This is a genomic window from Stenotrophomonas maltophilia group sp. msm1 (genome assembly GCF_032025805.1).
Taxonomy (GTDB): Bacteria; Pseudomonadota; Gammaproteobacteria; order Xanthomonadales; family Xanthomonadaceae; genus Stenotrophomonas; species Stenotrophomonas hibiscicola.
Map to the genome: position 1 here is coordinate 1,488,698 of NZ_JAVSKH010000002.1, position 16,610 is coordinate 1,505,307.

General features: G+C 67.6%; 12 protein-coding genes. 2 read left to right on the forward strand and 10 right to left on the reverse strand.

Annotated features, from left to right (window positions below; all coding sequences use genetic code 11):
* Nucleotides 1-221 precede the first annotated feature (221 nt).
* Both ROV95_RS14510 and recJ read right to left on the reverse strand, forming a co-directional pair.
* Nucleotides 222-3,131 carry a VIT domain-containing protein gene (locus ROV95_RS14510; protein WP_312545002.1) on the reverse strand — a complete coding sequence of 970 codons (2,910 nt, stop codon included), beginning with the start codon at nucleotides 3,129-3,131 and terminating at the stop codon, nucleotides 222-224.
* A 144-nt stretch (nucleotides 3,132-3,275) separates the two neighbouring features.
* The gene (gene recJ / locus ROV95_RS14515) at nucleotides 3,276-5,033 is read right to left on the reverse strand and encodes a single-stranded-DNA-specific exonuclease RecJ (RefSeq protein WP_312545003.1); all 1,758 of its coding nucleotides are present in this window, start codon (nucleotides 5,031-5,033) and stop codon (nucleotides 3,276-3,278) included.
* Nucleotides 5,034-5,191: 158 nt separating this feature from the next.
* Between recJ and ROV95_RS14520 the strand changes: the two genes are divergently transcribed.
* Nucleotides 5,192-6,232, forward strand: coding sequence for a DUF1176 domain-containing protein (locus ROV95_RS14520; protein ID WP_312545004.1), 1,041 nt, complete (start codon nucleotides 5,192-5,194; stop codon nucleotides 6,230-6,232).
* A 114-nt stretch (nucleotides 6,233-6,346) separates the two neighbouring features.
* Here the strand turns inward: ROV95_RS14520 and ROV95_RS14525 are convergent, their stop codons facing one another.
* The 5 genes from ROV95_RS14525 to ROV95_RS14545 form a co-directional block, all read right to left on the reverse strand.
* Nucleotides 6,347-7,264: a phosphoglycerate mutase gene (locus ROV95_RS14525; protein ID WP_312545005.1), complete on the reverse strand. Its 918-nt coding sequence runs from the start codon at nucleotides 7,262-7,264 to the stop codon at nucleotides 6,347-6,349.
* 4 nt (nucleotides 7,265-7,268) lie between these two features.
* Entirely contained in the window at nucleotides 7,269-7,733 is a 465-nt protein-coding gene (gene greA / locus ROV95_RS14530) for a transcription elongation factor GreA (protein WP_026347191.1), read from the reverse strand.
* A gap of 8 nt (nucleotides 7,734-7,741) precedes the next feature.
* Complete coding sequence (carB, locus tag ROV95_RS14535) at nucleotides 7,742-10,984, reverse strand: carbamoyl-phosphate synthase large subunit (protein WP_021204548.1); 3,243 nt, start codon at nucleotides 10,982-10,984, stop codon at nucleotides 7,742-7,744.
* Between the two features lie 148 nt (nucleotides 10,985-11,132).
* Nucleotides 11,133-12,260: a glutamine-hydrolyzing carbamoyl-phosphate synthase small subunit gene (carA, locus tag ROV95_RS14540; protein WP_312545006.1), complete on the reverse strand. Its 1,128-nt coding sequence runs from the start codon at nucleotides 12,258-12,260 to the stop codon at nucleotides 11,133-11,135.
* A gap of 387 nt (nucleotides 12,261-12,647) precedes the next feature.
* Complete coding sequence (locus ROV95_RS14545) at nucleotides 12,648-13,319, reverse strand: 4-hydroxy-tetrahydrodipicolinate reductase (RefSeq protein WP_262213531.1); 672 nt, start codon at nucleotides 13,317-13,319, stop codon at nucleotides 12,648-12,650.
* 265 nt (nucleotides 13,320-13,584) lie between these two features.
* On the opposite strand from ROV95_RS14545, the gene ROV95_RS14550 reads away from it, so the two are divergent.
* Nucleotides 13,585-14,046, forward strand: a complete 462-nt coding sequence (locus tag ROV95_RS14550; RefSeq protein ID WP_019661458.1) for a DUF4304 domain-containing protein — start codon at nucleotides 13,585-13,587, stop codon at nucleotides 14,044-14,046.
* An 87-nt stretch (nucleotides 14,047-14,133) separates the two neighbouring features.
* Here ROV95_RS14550 and ROV95_RS14555 read toward each other — a convergent pair whose 3' ends face one another.
* Genes ROV95_RS14555 through ROV95_RS14565 form a run of 3 tightly spaced genes read right to left on the reverse strand, consistent with a single transcriptional unit; the run spans nucleotide 14,134 to nucleotide 16,498 of the window.
* Nucleotides 14,134-14,382 carry a DUF6587 family protein gene (locus ROV95_RS14555; RefSeq protein WP_312545008.1) on the reverse strand — a complete coding sequence of 83 codons (249 nt, stop codon included), beginning with the start codon at nucleotides 14,380-14,382 and terminating at the stop codon, nucleotides 14,134-14,136.
* Nucleotides 14,382-16,247: a ferrous iron transporter B gene (locus tag ROV95_RS14560; protein WP_312545009.1), complete on the reverse strand. Its 1,866-nt coding sequence runs from the start codon at nucleotides 16,245-16,247 to the stop codon at nucleotides 14,382-14,384. The genes ROV95_RS14555 and ROV95_RS14560 overlap by 1 nt, the downstream gene beginning before the upstream one ends.
* Entirely contained in the window at nucleotides 16,244-16,498 is a 255-nt protein-coding gene (locus tag ROV95_RS14565; protein WP_312545010.1) for a FeoA family protein, read from the reverse strand. Before ROV95_RS14565 ends, ROV95_RS14560 begins: the two co-directional genes overlap by 4 nt.
* Nucleotides 16,499-16,610: the final 112 nt, after the last annotated feature.

Below are 16,610 nucleotides of genomic sequence, written 5' to 3' on the forward strand. Positions count from 1 at the left end.
GTAATGATACCGCAGGCCGTGGGCGCCCGGAATGAGGGCCTGGGCCTGCGCCGGGGAGCCTCGAGCGTGATGTGTCGGCGCTGCATTCAGGCAGGCGGTACCCGCCTTGGCGCGGGGAGCCGGCCAGGCTGCAGCCGACCCCACACAGGGCCTCCTTGCCCCAAGTGGCCGTCCGAGGGTCTTCCTTGGTCCACCCTCGGACGGCCACTTGGGGCAGTTGACTATTTAACCTCGAACTCGCCCACCAGCACGGTCTCGGCGCGGTCCTTCAGTCGCATCGTCACCATCTGATCCTTCTGCTTTGCCGTGCCCCAATGGGTGGTCAGACGCAGCATCAGTGTCGTCGCGCCGGTGACCAGTTGCTGGCGGCTGCCAAAGTAGTTCGCCTCCACCTTGTACTTGCCCGGCTTGGCGTTGCGCAGCGAGAACTGCTCGGGACCATAGCCGCCGGTGAAGTCCTGCGACATCTGCCCGCCCTGGTAGGTCAGGCGGTTGCCGTAGTAGGCGCGCTCGCCGTTCGGGTCGGTCACCCACAGGTCCATGTCGCTGTTGTCGGCATCCCAGGAAAGCACCACGCGCAGGTCCAGCGGCATCGCCTGCAGCAGGCGCGGGTCGATGCTGGTGGTATCCAGCCGGGGCGTGCTGCGGGCCACCAGATTGGTCAGTTCATCCAAGGCGATCAGGGCGATGCCATCGAAGCGGCTGTCCCACGGCCGCACCACCACCTGGTACAGCGGCGCCAGCGCCTGCTGCGGCTTGCCGGCCGCCGCCAGTGCCAGGCCGAGATCGCGGAAGCTCTGCGGTTCTTCCTGGCCCATCGCCAGCACCTGCTCGAACACCGGCACCGCCAGCGCGGGGGCATCGGCCTGCATCAGCCGATAGCCGAGCACGCGCAGCAGGTGGCGATTGTCCAGGTCCATCTCGGCCAGGTTCGACAACACACGCAGCGCCAGGTCGCGCTGACCCTGCGCCAGCAGCAGGTCGGCCACATCAAGGAAGAAGGCGCTGCTGTCGGCGTGGGCATCGCGCTCGGCCAGGTAGCGGTCATACAGTTGCGACGGCGGGCCCTGGCGCAGGCGCCGGGCGATGGCCGAGTCTGGCTGCCAGGCCGCCAGCTGGATGCCGAGCTCGCCCTCGTTGGCGGCAGCGGGCGCAGCGACACGGCCACCCGTGACCGTGATTGAATCCAGGGCCTTGTTCGATACAGGCGCCGAGCGACGTGCACGCGCGCTGCTGGCTTCCATGCGCTGCTCGGCGGCGGCCATCGGGGCCGGGGCGGGCGGTGCCGCAGGGGCCGGCGCGGCGAGCATCGCCACCGGCGCCGATTCCATCGCGTAGTCCGCGGAGGCGACTTCCAGTGCCCCGCCCTTCGGCTGCGGCGGCATTCCCTTCGGCCAGCTACGGTTCCACCACTGCTGGCGCTCCTTCCAGTGTGCCGCCACTTCATCCAGACGCTGGCGATCAGCAGCGGCGCGGTCTGTCACCTGCCGTGCGAACCGCGCGTCGTAGTCCGCGCGCAGCTTGCCGGACGGACGGATGGCATGACGCAGGTAATCCTCCAGCGTCTCCAGCACGATCAGCGAGGTGTCCGGCCCGACCAGGCCAAACTGCTGCGACAGGCGCTGCATGGCCTCGCGGTTGCCGCGGCGGTCGACGGCCAGTTGCTGCAGGCGCGCCTGCGCCCACAAACCGGCCAGCAGTTCACCGTCCTTGCTCTTCTGCGTCGCTGGCAGCGCTTCCCACTCACCGTCGCCAACGCGCACCCGCATCGGCACACCGTCGGCTGCCAGTTGTGCGTGCAGCCACAGCCAGCCGTCGGCTTCACTGCGCCGATCGATCACTACATCCTGCACGCCGCGTCCCGCATCGACCTGCACATCCAGCGGCGATGCCAGCAACGCGTGCGCCGCCGCATCGACATCCTTGCCCAGCGCGACGAAGCGACCGCCATGCGCCTCACTCCAACCCCGCAGTCGCACGGCATCGGTGCGCGCGCCGGCGCTGCTGACCGCAAACAGGCGTTGATCCGGCGCCATCGCCGGCAGCTGTTCCGGCCCATAGGTCAGCAGGCCATCGCTGACCAGCAGGTATTCCTTCACGCCCGGCTGCGGCTGCCACTGTGCCAGCGCGCTGGCACCGTCCGGGCGCACGGCCTGCAGGGCTGCGCGCAGTTCACTCCAGTTGCCGGCGCGGATGCGGAAGCGACGCACCGGCTCGGCGCGATCGCGCAGCACGGTCAAGGCCACGGTGCCGTCGCGCAGCGCAGCGAAATAGCGATCCAGCAGGGCGAACTCACGTGTGTGATCGCGCTGGCCCGCCGAACCGGAGCCATCCCACAGCAGGCCGATTTCGCTCGGCAGTTTGCGCGGCGTGCTGCTGGCCGCCACCGGCAGCTGCGCCAGCAGATAGTGGCCATCCTGCCAGGGCGCCACCTGCACCTGTGCCTGGCGGGTCGCCGGCAGATCCCACTGCAGCTGCTTCGGCAGCTGCGCCCCCTTGCCCTGCCACTGCAGCTGGCCCGCGCTGATGCGGAATGGCGCCGTACCTGCGGTGGTCGTGCCAGGTGCCTGCAGTTTCAGTTCAACCGAGGCTGCACCGGCGGCAAACTGCAGCGGCAGCGTCCACTGCCAGCCTTGGCCGGCGAAGGCCAATGGCTCGCGGATCACCAGCTGCACGCGCCGGCTGCCGCCGGCCGGCAGCGGATAGATGCGCAGGCGGAACTGGTTGCCGGCGGTCTGTTCCAGCAGGCCCGGGTCAACGCCGCGGCGGGCAATCTCCTCGAACACTTGGCGGCCGCGGTCCTTTGGCACCGGCACCGCGTCACGCATCTCGCCGTTGATATCCAGCGCGAAGCCGCTGATCTGCTGGCCATCGGCCAGGGGGAACTGCAGCTCACCCTCCAGCACGCGCCGGTTCGGGTTGTGGAATTCCAGGGTGATCCGGGTCTGGGCGATGCCCGCCTGGACCCCGCCCTCGATGCGGGCGTGTCGCAGTTGGACCGCCTGCTCAGCCGCCGGTGCGGTCAGCAGCGGCGTGGCGGCCTGCGGCCGGGAGATCGGCGGCGACTGCGCGCCAGCGGGCCAGGCCGCAAGGGCCAGCAACAACACAATGCAGCAACGGGCGAAGACCATGACCGGACTCCAGTGGGATCGTGGACCCTTGAACGCACCAGCAGCCGTAACGGGGTTGGGAGACCCAAAAAGGGGACGGAGGGGATTAAGTCGCTTATGCCCTGTTTGCCAGTTGCGACTTAATCCCCTCCGTCCCCTTTTTTCTCAGGTGGGCAGGCAGTGCTCCACGATCAGCTGGATGGCGCTGCCGCCGCGATAGTCGTCGCAGGCCAGCCGGTAGGCGAGGTGCACGTGTCGGCCGGGCGCATTGCCGTGCCAGCCGCCGAAGTGGATCGCGTTGATCGTGCCAGGCACGCCCGGCAGGCGCAGTTCCAGCTTCAGGTGGCGCTCCTTCAGCACGCGCCAGTTGGCCACTTCGAAGTGGCCGTCGAACAGGGGTTCGGGGAAGCCCTGGCCCCATGGGCCGGCCAACCGCAGCGCATCGGCGTGGCGATGATCGAGCTCGTCCGCGGCCAGTTCGCCGTCGCTGAGCACCTGCTGCTGCAGTGCCGCCGGGTCGAGCATTTCCAGCACCACCGCGACGAAGGCGGCCTTGAAGTCATCGACGTGGTCACGCCGCAGGCTGAGGCCGGCCGCCATGGCGTGGCCACCGAAGCGTTCGATCAGGCCCGGATGGCGTGCATCGACCAGCGCCAGGGCGTCACGGATGTGCAGGCCGGGAATGGAGCGCGCCGAGCCTCGCAGGATCTCGGCGCCGGGTTCGGCCGGGGCGAAGGCGATCACCGGGCGATGCAGGCGATCCTTCATCTTCGATGCGACCAGGCCGACCACACCCGGATGCCAGTCAGCATCGAACAGGCAGGCCGCCACCGGTCGCTGACCGGCCATGTCCAGCACCACCCGGGTCAACGCCTGCTCGGCGTCATCGGTCATCGACTGCTGCACGGCGCGCCGTTCCGAATTGATCTGCTCCAGCGTCTGCGCGATCTCGCGCGCCTGGCGCGGGTCTTCGGTCAGCAGCAGCGCGATGCCCAGCGCCATGTCTTCCAGCCGGCCCGCGGCATTCAGGCGCGGGCCGAGCGCGAAGCCGATGTCGGTGGCCGTCAGCCGCGCGGCATCACGGCCGCTGGCTTCGATCAGCGCACGCAGGCCAACACAGCCCTGTCCCGCGCGCAGACGCCGCAGGCCCGCGCTGACCAGTGCCCGGTTGTTCGGATCCAGCGCCACCAGGTCGGCAACGGTCCCGACCGCCACCAGGTCCAGCAGCGTGGTCAGGTCCGGGCCCTTGCCATCCGCAAAGACACCTGCCTCGCGCATGTGCCGGCGCAGCGCCATCAGCACGTAGAAGATCACGCCGACGCCTGCCAGCGATTTGCTCGGGAACGCATCACCGTCCAGATTCGGATCGACGATGACATCGGCCGGCGGCAGCTGCGGCCCGGGAAGGTGATGGTCGGTGACCAGCACCTGCCAGCCGCGTGCCTTGGCCGCGGTCACGCCCGCATGGCAGGCGATGCCGTGATCGACCGTGACCAGCAGGTCCGGCTGCAGCGCGGCCAGCTCTTCCACCAACGACGGTGACAGGCCATAGCCATGCACCATGCGGTTCGGCACCGCGTGGAAGACGTGTTGCGCACCGAGCATGCGCAGACCGCGCACGCCGACCGCACAGGCGGTGGCGCCATCGCAATCGAAATCGCCGACCACCAGGATGCGCTTGTCGTTGGCGATGGCCTCGATCAGCAGACCCACCGCATCATTGATGCCGGTCAGCAGCTCAGGCGCGTGCAGATTGCCCAGCTTCGGCTGCGCCAACTCCGGTGTACCTGCGCCACGGCTGGCATAGAGACGCGCCAGCAGCGGCAGCGTGCCCTCCGGCCAACTGCCGGGTACGACCGCATCGCGGCGGCGGATCATCGGCGTATCAGAGGCGGGCTGCACAGCATCGGCGGCAAGGGACATCGGCATCGCCGGTTACGAAAGACCTGCACATCATAACGTGCACCACTCTCCCAGTCGGCTGCCGCTGCTGACGAGGCACCTTGGCTCTTCGGCCAGCAGCATTTGGATTTCACGACCGCATCTTCCATGCTTGCCTGCCCTGGAACGGACTTCCATCCATGACCCGCACCCTGCTGACCGCGCTGATGGCACTCACCGTGGCGCCGACCGCCCACTCCGCCACGCCTGAGCCCAGGCCCGGGGTCGAATTCGAACACAACGACTGGTCGCTGGCCTGTGACAACACCCGCACCTGTCGCGCCGCCGGCTACAGTCCGGAACAACCCGGCAACCTGCTCAGCCTGATGCTGGAGCGCGCCGGCGGCCGGGGTACGAAGGTGCTCGCGCGGCTGCGCAATGGCGAGAATGGCGAAAGCCCGACGCCGACCGGGGCGCTGCGCCTGCGCCTGAACGGCAAGGACCTGGGCCCGGTGCGCGACACGGGCGACGGGGAGAAAGTGTTATTGCAGCAGGCACAGACCGATGCACTGGTCGCCGCACTGCCGCGCCAGGCACGCATCGAGATCATCGACGGCAAGGGCAAGGCGTGGCCGATCTCCGACAGCGGTGCAGCAGCCGTACTGCTGAAGATGGACGAGGCCCAGGGCCGGCTGGGAACGCCCGGTGCGCTGGTACGGCGTGGCGACAAGCCCGAAGCAAGCGTGCCTGCGGCGTTGCCGGTGCCAGTGATCGTGCGCGGCACGCTGGTGACATCGCGCGCCTCGGACGCGGCACTGGCCAAGGCACCGGGCCTGCGCAAGGCGCTGATCGCCAGCCTGCCGAAGCCGGATGAGTGCGGCCGCCTGAGCGATGGCGGGACAGATGAGATCGAGATCCAGCGACTGGACGCCCAGCATGTACTGGCAAGCACCAGTTGCTTCGTGGGTGCCTACAACTTCAGCAACGGCTACTGGGTAGTGCAGGACAAGGCGCCGTACGAAGCACGCTTCGTCACGTCCGATGCGGAAGACTTCGATCGCGACGACGCCACGTTGAGCGGTCGTTTTCGCGGGCGCGGCGTCGGCGACTGCTTCTCCGGCCACGATTGGGTCTGGGATGGAACGCGTTTCGTGAAGGCCAGAGCGTTCACTACCGGGCAGTGCCGGGGCGTTGCGGGCGGGCACTGGACGCTGCCAACGGTGGTGAGCGAGGTCCGTTGAGGCGCCGCTACCTGCGGTGGTGCCGGCCGCTGGCCGGCAACCCCGGCATACCCTGGGGGTCATAGCCCTTTTCCGATGGAAAACGGATCCGACCCCGCTCGGCCGAGCCCCCGGTCAGTCGTGAAGCTGGCGCGGCTTCTTCCAGAACTGCCAGCGCTGTCCGCGATCCAGCTGGAACTGCAGGCCGTCCTCGAAATCCAGCACCAGCCGCTGCAGCTCGCCGCGCTTCAGCGCGGCCAGCAGCGGACGGATCGCATCGTTGCCGAGCTGCTGCAGGGAACGCAGCTGGCGCAGGTCGACCAGTGCATCCACCGCCTGCTCGCCATCGACGGCTACGCCAGCCGCCAGGGCCAGGCCCTGCAGCAGGGCATCGCGGCTGCGCACCTGTGCGTGCGGCGTGCTGACCGACACCGGCATCACGCCACCGCCCCAGAACCACAGCGAATTGATCGGCTGTTGCCCCTGCGCGGCGCGCTGCTGGTTCCAGGAATGGTTGTGCAGCAGCACCTGTGCCTCGGTCATCAGCGCCCGCCATCGACGGCCGCCCCGCCCTTCCGGCAGGTGCGAGAACAGGTCATCACCCAGCACTTCGTCGGGGCTGTCGAAGTCCGGTAGCTCGCTGTCGATCGGCAGCCGCAGATACCAACGCGAAGGATCGGGTGCGTCAAGCACGAAGCCGGCGTCGGCGAACAACGGCTGCAACACCGGCAGCAACGCCAGGCTGTCGGCCAGCGTCGGTCGCAGCGTTTCGCCGTAGGCCATCATCCGCGCGCCATGCATGTCCGGCACCATGCAGGCCGGATCGGCACGCAGCCAGCTGGCGCCGGCGGCATCGCCGACGTCGCGCTGGCGCGTCAACGCGGCCACCGGCCAGTGCGGCGCGGCAACCGAGAAATGGCGTGTCAGCTGCGCGCGCTCGCCCGGGACGACCTGCACCGTCGTGGCACGACCGAGCGCACGTGCCACATCGTCCGGCAACGCAGCCGCGGCAAAGCGGCTGCGGGCCGGCAACAGCAGGGTCGCCGTTGCCACCGTGTCAGTCCACGTAGCTGACGCTGACGATCTCGTACTCGCGTTGGCCAGCCGGGGCGTCGATCACGATCGAATCACCTTCCAGCTTGCCGATCATCGCGCGCGCCACCGGCGAGGAAATCGCGATCAGGCCCAGCTTGATGTCCGCTTCCAGGTCACCGACGATCTGGTACTTCTTCTCTTCGTCGGTTTCCACGTCGGCCAGCGTCACGCTGGCGCCGAACACCACCTTGGAGCCGGCGTTGAGCTTGCTCACGTCGATGATCTCGGCGTGCGACAGCTCGCCTTCCAGCTGCTTGATGCGGCCTTCGATGAAGCCCTGTTCCTCGCGCGCGGCGTGGTACTCGGCGTTCTCCTTCAGGTCGCCATGCTCACGCGCTTCGGCGATGGCGGCGATCACCTTCGGGCGCTTGACCGACTTCAGGTGATCCAGTTCGTCGCGCAGCTTCTGCGCGCCCTTCATCGTGATGGGGGCTCTCATGCATTCAACTCCTTGTGCAGCTCCTGCAGCGACCAGACGGGGCCGGTGCCGCGGAATTCCAGTGAATCCACCAGCGCCTTGGCGCCGGCAATGGTGGTCGAGTAGGTGACGCGATGCTGCAGCGCCTCGCGACGGATCGAGAACGAGTCGTTGATCGCCGAGCGACCTTCGGTCGTGTTGACGATGTAGACGATCTCGCCGTTCTTGATCGAGTCGACGATGTGCGGACGGCCTTCGACCACCTTGTTGATGATCTCGCAGTCCATGCCGTGCTGCTGCAGCCACGCGGCGGTGCCACGGGTGGCGACCAGGCTGTAGCCACGCGCCAGCAGCGCCTTGGCCACCGGCAGCACGCGCTTCTTGTCCGGGTCGCGGACCGAGACGAAGGCCTTGCCGACCGGCGGTGCCTTGATGCCACCGGCTTCCTGCGCACGCGCAAAGGCGGCGTTGAAGGTGCGGCCGACGCCCATCACCTCGCCGGTGGAGCGCATCTCCGGCCCGAGGATCGGATCGACGCCCTGGAACTTGGCGAACGGGAAGATCGCTTCCTTCACCGAGTAGTAGTCCGGCACGATTTCCTTGGTCGCGCCCTGCTCGGCCAGGCTCTTGCCGGCCATGCACCGCGCGGCGATCTTCGCCAGCGGCATGCCGGTGGCCTTGGACACGAACGGCACGGTGCGCGAGGCACGTGGGTTCACTTCCAGCAGGTAGATGGTGTCGGCACCCTCGTCGCTGGTCTGGATCGCGAACTGGGTGTTCATCAGGCCGACCACGTTCAGGGCCTTGGCCAGCTCCACCACCTGGCGGCGCAGCTCGGCCTGGGTTTCAGCCGACAGCGAGTACGGCGGCAGCGAGCACGAGGAATCGCCCGAGTGCACGCCGGCTTCTTCGATGTGCTCCATCACGCCGCCGATCAGGACGTTGCCCTGGGCATCGGCAATGATGTCGACGTCGCACTCCACGGCGTTGTCGAGGAAGCGGTCCAGCAGCACCGGCGAATCGTTGGACACCTTCACCGCGTCGCGCACGTAGCGGGCCAGGTCGGCTTCGCCGTAGACGATTTCCATCGCACGGCCACCCAGCACGTAGCTCGGGCGGACCACCAGCGGGTAGCCGATCTCGCGGGCCAGCAGCAGGGCTTCCTGGTCGTTGCGGGCGATGCGGTTCGGCGGCTGCTTCAGGCCCAGCTTGTCGACCAGCTGCTGGAAGCGCTCGCGGTCTTCGGCCAGGTCGATCGAGTCCGGGCTGGTGCCGATCACCGGCACGCCGTTGGCTTCCAGCGCGCGCGCCAGCTTCAGCGGGGTCTGGCCGCCGTACTGCACGATCACGCCCTTCGGCTGCTCCAGTTCGACGATTTCCAGCACGTCTTCCAGGGTCAGCGGTTCGAAGTACAGGCGGTCGGAGGTGTCATAGTCGGTCGACACGGTTTCCGGGTTGCAGTTGACCATGATGGTTTCATAGCCATCCTCGCGCAGCGCCAGTGCCGCGTGCACGCAGCAGTAGTCGAACTCGATGCCCTGGCCGATGCGGTTCGGGCCACCACCCAGGATCATGATCTTGTCGCGGTTGCTCGGCGCGGCCTCGCACTCGTCCTCGTAGGTCGAGTACAGGTAGGCAGTACCGGTGGAGAACTCGCCGGCGCAGGAGTCCACGCGCTTGTAGACCGGGCGCACCTTGTGCGCACGACGCAGCGCGCGGATGGCGGCTTCATTGGTACCGGTCAGCTGCGCCAGGCGCGCATCGGAGAAGCCAGCGCGCTTCAGCTTGCGCAGGCGTGCGGCGTCCAGCGCGTCGATGCCACCGGCAGCGACTTCGCCTTCTGCAGCGATGATTTCCTCGATCTGGTCCAGGAACCAGTGGTCGATGAACGACAGTGCGTAGATTTCTTCCACGCTCATGCCGGCGCGGAACGCGTCGGCGACGAAGAACAGGCGCTCCGGGCCCGGCGCCTTCAACTCGCGGCGCAGGGTCTGCAGGTCGTCTTCGTTGGCCAGGTCCAGGCCGGTCGGGTCGAAGCCGACCTTGCCGGTTTCCAGGCCACGCAGGGCCTTCTGCACCGACTCCTGGAAGGTACGGCCCATCGCCATCACCTCGCCCACCGACTTCATCTGGGTGGTCAGGCGAGCGTCGGCGGCCGGGAACTTCTCGAAGGCGAAACGCGGGATCTTGGTGACGACGTAGTCGATGGATGGCTCGAACGAGGCCGGGGTCAGGCCACCGGTGATCTCGTTCTTCAGTTCGTCCAGGGTGTAACCCACGGCCAGCTTGGCGGCGACCTTGGCGATCGGGAAGCCGGTGGCCTTGGAGGCCAGCGCCGAGGAACGCGACACGCGCGGGTTCATCTCGATGACGACCACGCGGCCGGTCTTCGGGTTGATGCCGAACTGCACGTTCGAGCCACCGGTATCGACGCCGATCTTGCGCAGCACGGCGATGGAGGCATCGCGCAGGCGCTGGTATTCCTTGTCGGTCAGGGTCTGCGCAGGCGCCACGGTGATCGAGTCACCGGTATGCACGCCCATCGGGTCGAGGTTTTCGATCGAGCAGACGATGATGCAGTTGTCCGCGGTATCGCGGACAACTTCCATCTCGAACTCCTTCCAGCCCAGCACCGACTCTTCCACCAGCACTTCGGTGGTCGGCGACAGTTCCAGGCCACGGCTGACGATCTCGACCAGCTCTTCGCGGTTGTAGGCAATGCCGCCACCGCTGCCGCCCAGGGTGAAGCTGGGGCGGATGATGGTCGGGTAGCCGACGCGGGTCTGGATCTCCAGCGCTTCGTCCAGGGTGTGGGCGACGGCGGCGGTCGGGCATTCCAGGCCGATCTCACCCATGGCCACGCGGAACAGCTCGCGGTCTTCGGCCATGCGGATCGCTTCGCGCTTGGCGCCGATCAGTTCGACGTTGTACTTCTCCAGCACGCCGTTGTCGGCCAGGTCCAGCGCGCAGTTCAGCGCGGTCTGGCCACCCATGGTCGGCAGCAGCGCATCGGGCTTTTCCTTGGCGATGATCTTCTCGACCGTCTGCCAGTTGATCGGCTCGATGTAGACGGCGTCGGCCATCTCCGGGTCGGTCATGATCGTGGCCGGGTTGCTGTTGACCAGCACCACGCGGTAACCCTCGTCACGCAGGGCCTTGCAGGCCTGGGCGCCGGAGTAGTCGAACTCGCAGGCCTGGCCGATGACGATCGGGCCAGCACCGATGATGAGGATGGTCTTGAGGTCAGTGCGCTTGGGCATTTTCTTCTCTAAGTCAGTACAGCGTGACAAGGGGGGTGATCGCACGCTGTCGATCAGGAATCTTGATCCGCAGCGCCGCGCCAGGGGCAGCAGCGATGCGGGGTTTACGGTCCATCGCGACGCCACCGGCAGGCCGGCGGCGTACTGATCACGCCTTGGCCTGCTCCATCAGCGCCACGAAGCGGTCGAACAGCGGACCGACATCGTGCGGGCCCGGGGATGCTTCCGGATGGCCCTGGAACGAGAACGCCGGCACGTCGGTGCGGGCGACACCCTGGTTGGTGCCGTCGAACAGCGAACGGTTGGTCACGCGCAGGGTCGGCGGCAGGGTTGCCTCATCGATCGCAAAACCGTGGTTCTGCGAGGTGATCATCACCCGGCCACTGTCCAGGTCCTGCACCGGGTGGTTGGCACCGTGGTGGCCATGGCCCATCTTCATGGTCTTCGCGCCAGAGGCCAGGCCGAGCAGCTGGTGGCCCAGGCAGATGCCGAAGGTCGGGATCTTCACGTCGATGAAGGCCTTGATCGCGTCGATGGCGTAGTCGCACGGTTCCGGGTCACCCGGGCCATTGGACAGGAACACGCCGTCCGGCTTCAGTGCCAGCACTTCGGCGGCCGGGGTCTGCGCTGGCACCACGGTCACTTCGCAGCCGCGCTCGGCCAGCATGCGCAGGATGTTGGTCTTCACGCCGAAGTCGTAGGCCACGACCTTGAACCGGGCCGGCACGCTGACGAAAGCATTGGCATCCAGGTCCAGCTGGCCCTCGGTCCAGGTGTAGGTCTTCTCGGTAGTGACGACCTTGGCCAGATCCATGCCCTTCAGGCCCGGGAACTTGCGGGCGGCTTCCAGTGCCTTTTCCACGTCGATGTCGCCGGCCATCAGCGCACCGTTCTGCGCGCCCTTCTCGCGCAGGATGCGGGTCAGCTTGCGGGTGTCGATGCCGGCGATGGCGACCACGCCCCGCTGGATCAGCCAGTCCTGCAACGACAGCTGGCTGCGCCAGTTGCTGGGACGGCGCGGGACGTCGCGCACGATCAGACCGGCCGACCATACCTTGGACGCTTCATCGTCCTGATCGGTCATGCCGGTGTTGCCGATATGCGGATAGGTCAACGTGACCATCTGCCGGGCGTAGGACGGGTCGGTCAATACTTCCTGATAGCCGGTCATGGCGGTGTTGAACACCACTTCACCGACGGACAGGCCGGGCGCGCCTACGGATTCGCCCTCGAATACGGTGCCGTCTTCGAGGACGAGGATTGCGGCTTGGGTCACGGGAATCTCACTTTGGCTACCGAGGGGGCTGCCGAAGTCACGCCTGCGCTTCACGGAAATCCGGTTGCAAAAAAGCGCGGACGTGCGGTCTGGGACCGGTCCGGCTTTCGTGATTCGGCGAGTGCGAATTGTAACGCTGCCGGGGCGCTCGCGCCAGCGGTTATCGCGCTATATGAACAGGCGATTGCGCATTCATCTCAATGCGGCCGCGTATGCGGCACCCGCCACCCGGTAGTGGGGGGGGGGGGGGGGGGGGGGGGGGGGGGGGGGGGGGGGGGGCGGGGGGGGGGGGCGGGGGGGGGGGGGGGGGGGGGGGCGCGGGGGGCGGGGCCCCCCCATCGGCGTCCCGTGACCCTGGGTTGCCGGCCAGCGGCCGGCACTACCGCCTTACGCCAGCAGGTCCCGCACCCGGTAGCTGCCCGGGGCCCGGCCTTGCAGCTGGCGGGCGGCGAACAGCGCACCGCGGGCGAAGATGTCGCGGTTGGTGGCCCTATGCACCAGCTCGATGCGCTCGCCCAGCCCGGTGAACTGCACCAGATGCTCACCTACGATGTCGCCAGCACGCAGGCTCGCGTAATGCGGCTCCGCTCCGCCGCGCTGCGCGGCCGCGCCCAGGGTTAGCGCGGTGCCTGACGGTGCGTCCTTCTTCTGCGTGTGGTGCGATTCGACGATATCGCAGTCCCAGCCGGCCAGCGCCTGCGCGGCGCGCTCCACCAGCTCGTCCAGCACCGCCACGCCCAGGCTGAAGTTCGACGCCCAGACCAACGGGATCTTCGCCGCTGCTGCATCCAGCGCCTGCCGCTGCGTGCCGGAGATGCCGGTGGTACCCGACACCAGCCCCGCGCCGCGTTCCACGCACAGCGCCAGCATCGGGTCGAAGCCCTCCGGCAGGCTGAAGTCAATGGCCACGTCGAACACCGGCGCACCGGACAGTTCGCTGGCACCAAAGAACGGCACGCCGTCGACCACGCGCTGCGCCGGCGCACGGCCGGTCACGGCGGCCACGATCTGCAGGGTTTCGGGATGTTCGGCGGCCAGCCGCAGCAGGGCCTGGCCCATGCGCCCGGAGGCGCCGTGAATGAGCAATCGCAGGGGAGTCTGGTTCATGCCTGCAGGCTAGCGGCAGCACGCCTGCTCCGGCAAGCGCCGTCACTGCGACGCTGGGTGACCTTCCGCGCAATGGATGCTCGTTCCTCCCTGGGTACGCCTCTCTTGACTGCACCAGGCGGAGCGCATGCGACACCGTAGATGTCGCGTTTACCACTGGACGCAGAAACGCGGCCACTCAAGGCTGTGGTCCCCTCTTCCGGCCCAGGCAACGCCCATGAAATCCGCGACCGTCTTCAGCAAGTGCGCCAGGAAGACCGGCTATGCCGGGACCACGACCACCCGCTACCGCTTGCTGGATGACGCCCTGCTTGTCGTGAATCACCAACGCGCCAGCGAAAGCCGCGGTTTCTATGTGAATGCTGGACTCTACTTTCCAGAGTTGCTCGTGCACCCCCTCACGCCCGACGATCTTGAAACGGCTTTCAGGTACCGCTCCAGCATCCCCACGCCGCATGTCGACTGGCGTATCGAAGAGACGCCAGGCCTGCGCCGGGCTTTCACCCAGCAGGATCTTCATGACCTGCTCGATGCTGGCGATCGCAACGCGATGAAGCGCCTGCTGCTCAATGCCCTTGCCGACGTGGCGGGCTTCGCAGCGACCCATGGAAATCGCGCCTCGGTACGGCGGATGCAGCAGGAGGGACGCTTTCGCGCGATCATCCGCAAAGAGGTCTGAACCCCGGAAAGCGTGCGAACCAAGGTTCGCACCCACAGGCCGAAAGTTCGCACCCGCCGCACAGCCGCCGTCGAGCATGGCTCGACGCTACTTCTTGTTGGTCGGCCCGCAACTGTCGCAACCGCCACAGGCACCGCCACCTCCGCTGGCAGGCGGCGCGATCTTCCGCCCCAGCGCCTGCGCCCAGGCCGGGCGGCCCGGCTTCAGCAGAGCCAGCGCCAAGGCACCGCGCAGCTTGCGCACCGTGCCGGGGAACTGCTTCTTCAGCACCACCCAGGCGCTGACCAGCACGGCCACCGCGATGATCAGGTACTGGATCAGCAGCCCGGTATCCATCAGCCACCTCCCAGCGCCCTGATCACCTGGTAGGTGATCAGCGCCGCCACGTAAGCTGCGGCGAACAGGTAGAACGCGGCAAAGGCCATCTGCTTCCACGAGTTGGTCTCGCGCTTGATGGTGGCCAGCGTCGAGATGCACATCGGTGCGTAGATGTACCAGACCAGCAGCGACAGGGCCGTGGCCAGCGACCAGCCATCGCTGATCAACGGGGTCAGTGCCTGGCTGGCCGCATCGTCATCCGCCGCCGACAGCGCATACACCGTCGCCAGCGACGACACCGCCACCTCACGCGCGGCCAGGCCCGGGATCAGCGCGATGCAGATCTGCCAGTTGAAGCCCAGCGGTGCGAAGAACACCGCCATCGCATGGCCGATCTGGCCGGCGTAGCTATAGTCGATGGCCGGCATCGTGGCGCCCGCCGGCGCCGCTGGGAACGACAGCAGCACCCACAGCAGGATGGTCAGCGCCAGGATGATGCCGCCGACGCGCTTGAGGAAGATCATGCCGCGCTCGTACAGCCCCACCGCCAGGTCGCGCGCATGCGGCAGCCGGTACGACGGAAGCTCCAGCATCAGCGGATGCTCGCTCTTGTCGCGGCGCCACTTCTTCATGATCCACGACATCGCCAGCGCACTGAGGATGCCGGCGGCGTACAGGCCGAACAGCACCAGGCCCTGCTGGTTGAACACGCCCCACACGGTCTTCTGCGGAATGAACGCACCGATCAGCAGCGCGTACACCGGCAGGCGCGCCGAACAGGTCATCAGCGGTGCGACCAGGATGGTGGCCAGGCGGTCACGCGGGTCCTGGATGCTGCGCGTGGACATGATGCCCGGCACCGCGCAGGCGAAGCTGGACAGCAGCGGGATGAACGAGCGGCCAGACAGGCCGGCAGCGGCCATCATGCGGTCGAGCAGGAACGCCGCGCGCGGCAGGTAGCCGGATTCCTCCAGCACCAGGATGAAGAAGAACAGGATCAGGATCTGCGGCAGGAACACGACCACGCCACCGACACCGGCGATGATGCCGTCGGTCAGCAGGCTGGCCAGCGGACCCTCCGGCAACACGCTGCCAACGAGAGTACCGAGCCAGGCGAAGCCAGCCTCGATGCCATCCATCAACGGCGTCGCCCAGGCATACACCGCCTGGAAGATCAGGAACATCACCACCGCAAGGCTGATCAGCCCGAACACCGGGTGCAGCAGCCAGCGGTCCAGCGCGTCGTCGATCTTCGCGGTTCGCGCCGGCATGCGCACGGCGACCGAAAGGATCTCGCGCACCTTGGCGTGGTAGTCGATGCCACCTTCCGGGCCCGGCACCGGCGCATCCAGGTGCGGCACCATCGCATCGAGGCGCTCGACCAAGGCCTTGGCGCCCTGCTTGCGCACCGCCACGGTCTCCACCACCGGCACGCCCAGCTCGCGTTCCAGCGCGGCCACATCCACCTGGATGCCGCGGCGTTGGGCGGCGTCGACCATGTTCAGCGCGACCACCATCGGCTTGCCCAGCTCACGCAGCTCCAGCGCGAAGCGCAGGTGCAGGCGCAGGTTGGTGGCGTCGATCACGCACAGCAGCACGTCCGGCGCGGCTTCGCCCGGGTAGAAGCCCCGGCACAGGTCGCGGGTGATCGCCTCGTCCAGGCTGGCCGGATGCAGGCTGTAGGCGCCCGGCAGATCAAGCACCGCGAATTCACGGCCGGACGGCGCACGCAGGCGGCCCTCCTTGCGCTCTACGGTGACGCCGGTGTAGTTGGCGACCTTCTGCCGACTGCCGGTCAGCTGGTTGAACAGCGCGGTCTTGCCGCTGTTGGGGTTGCCGACCAGCGCAATGCGCAGCGGGGCGGTGGCAGCGGAAGCGCTCATGCGCGTCGCTCCTGGCGGTTGGCGTCTACCACGATGCGCTTGGCCTCACTGATCCGCAGCGCGAACCGGGTGAACCCGACCTGCACCAGCAGCGGCTCGCCCCCCACCGGACCTTTGGCCACCAGGCGCACTTCCTCGCCATTGACGAAACCCAGCTCGCGCAGGCGACGGGCGATGGCATCGTTGGCGTGCAGGTCCTGCACGGACTCGACCACGGCCGAGGTGTGCAGCGGCAGTTCGGACAGCGTCATCTAGCGTGTTCTCTGCTGGATGTAAATGGTTCTCGATTCTAACATTCCCGCGTCGCGTCATGGCCCATGACCAATGGCCCGCTATGATCCATACAGGTATGGAGTGACCCTG

Bases quoted from the DNA above. Each gene is read 5' to 3' on its own strand.
- ROV95_RS14510 (WP_312545002.1), bottom strand. From the start codon at position 3,131: ATGGTCTTCGCCCGTTGCTGCATTGTGTTGTTGCTGGCCCTTGCGGCC.
- recJ (WP_312545003.1), bottom strand. From the start codon at position 5,033: ATGTCCCTTGCCGCCGATGCTGTGCAGCCCGCCTCTGATACGCCGATG.
- ROV95_RS14520 (WP_312545004.1), top strand. From the start codon at position 5,192: ATGACCCGCACCCTGCTGACCGCGCTGATGGCACTCACCGTGGCGCCG.
- carB (WP_021204548.1), bottom strand. From the start codon at position 10,984: ATGCCCAAGCGCACTGACCTCAAGACCATCCTCATCATCGGTGCTGGC.
- ROV95_RS14545 (WP_262213531.1), bottom strand. From the start codon at position 13,319: ATGGGCCAGGCCCTGCTGCGGCTGGCCGCCGAACATCCCGAAACCCTG.
- ROV95_RS14550 (WP_019661458.1), top strand. From the start codon at position 13,585: ATGAAATCCGCGACCGTCTTCAGCAAGTGCGCCAGGAAGACCGGCTAT.
- ROV95_RS14555 (WP_312545008.1), bottom strand. From the start codon at position 14,382: ATGGATACCGGGCTGCTGATCCAGTACCTGATCATCGCGGTGGCCGTG.
- ROV95_RS14560 (WP_312545009.1), bottom strand. From the start codon at position 16,247: ATGAGCGCTTCCGCTGCCACCGCCCCGCTGCGCATTGCGCTGGTCGGC.
- ROV95_RS14565 (WP_312545010.1), bottom strand. From the start codon at position 16,498: ATGACGCTGTCCGAACTGCCGCTGCACACCTCGGCCGTGGTCGAGTCC.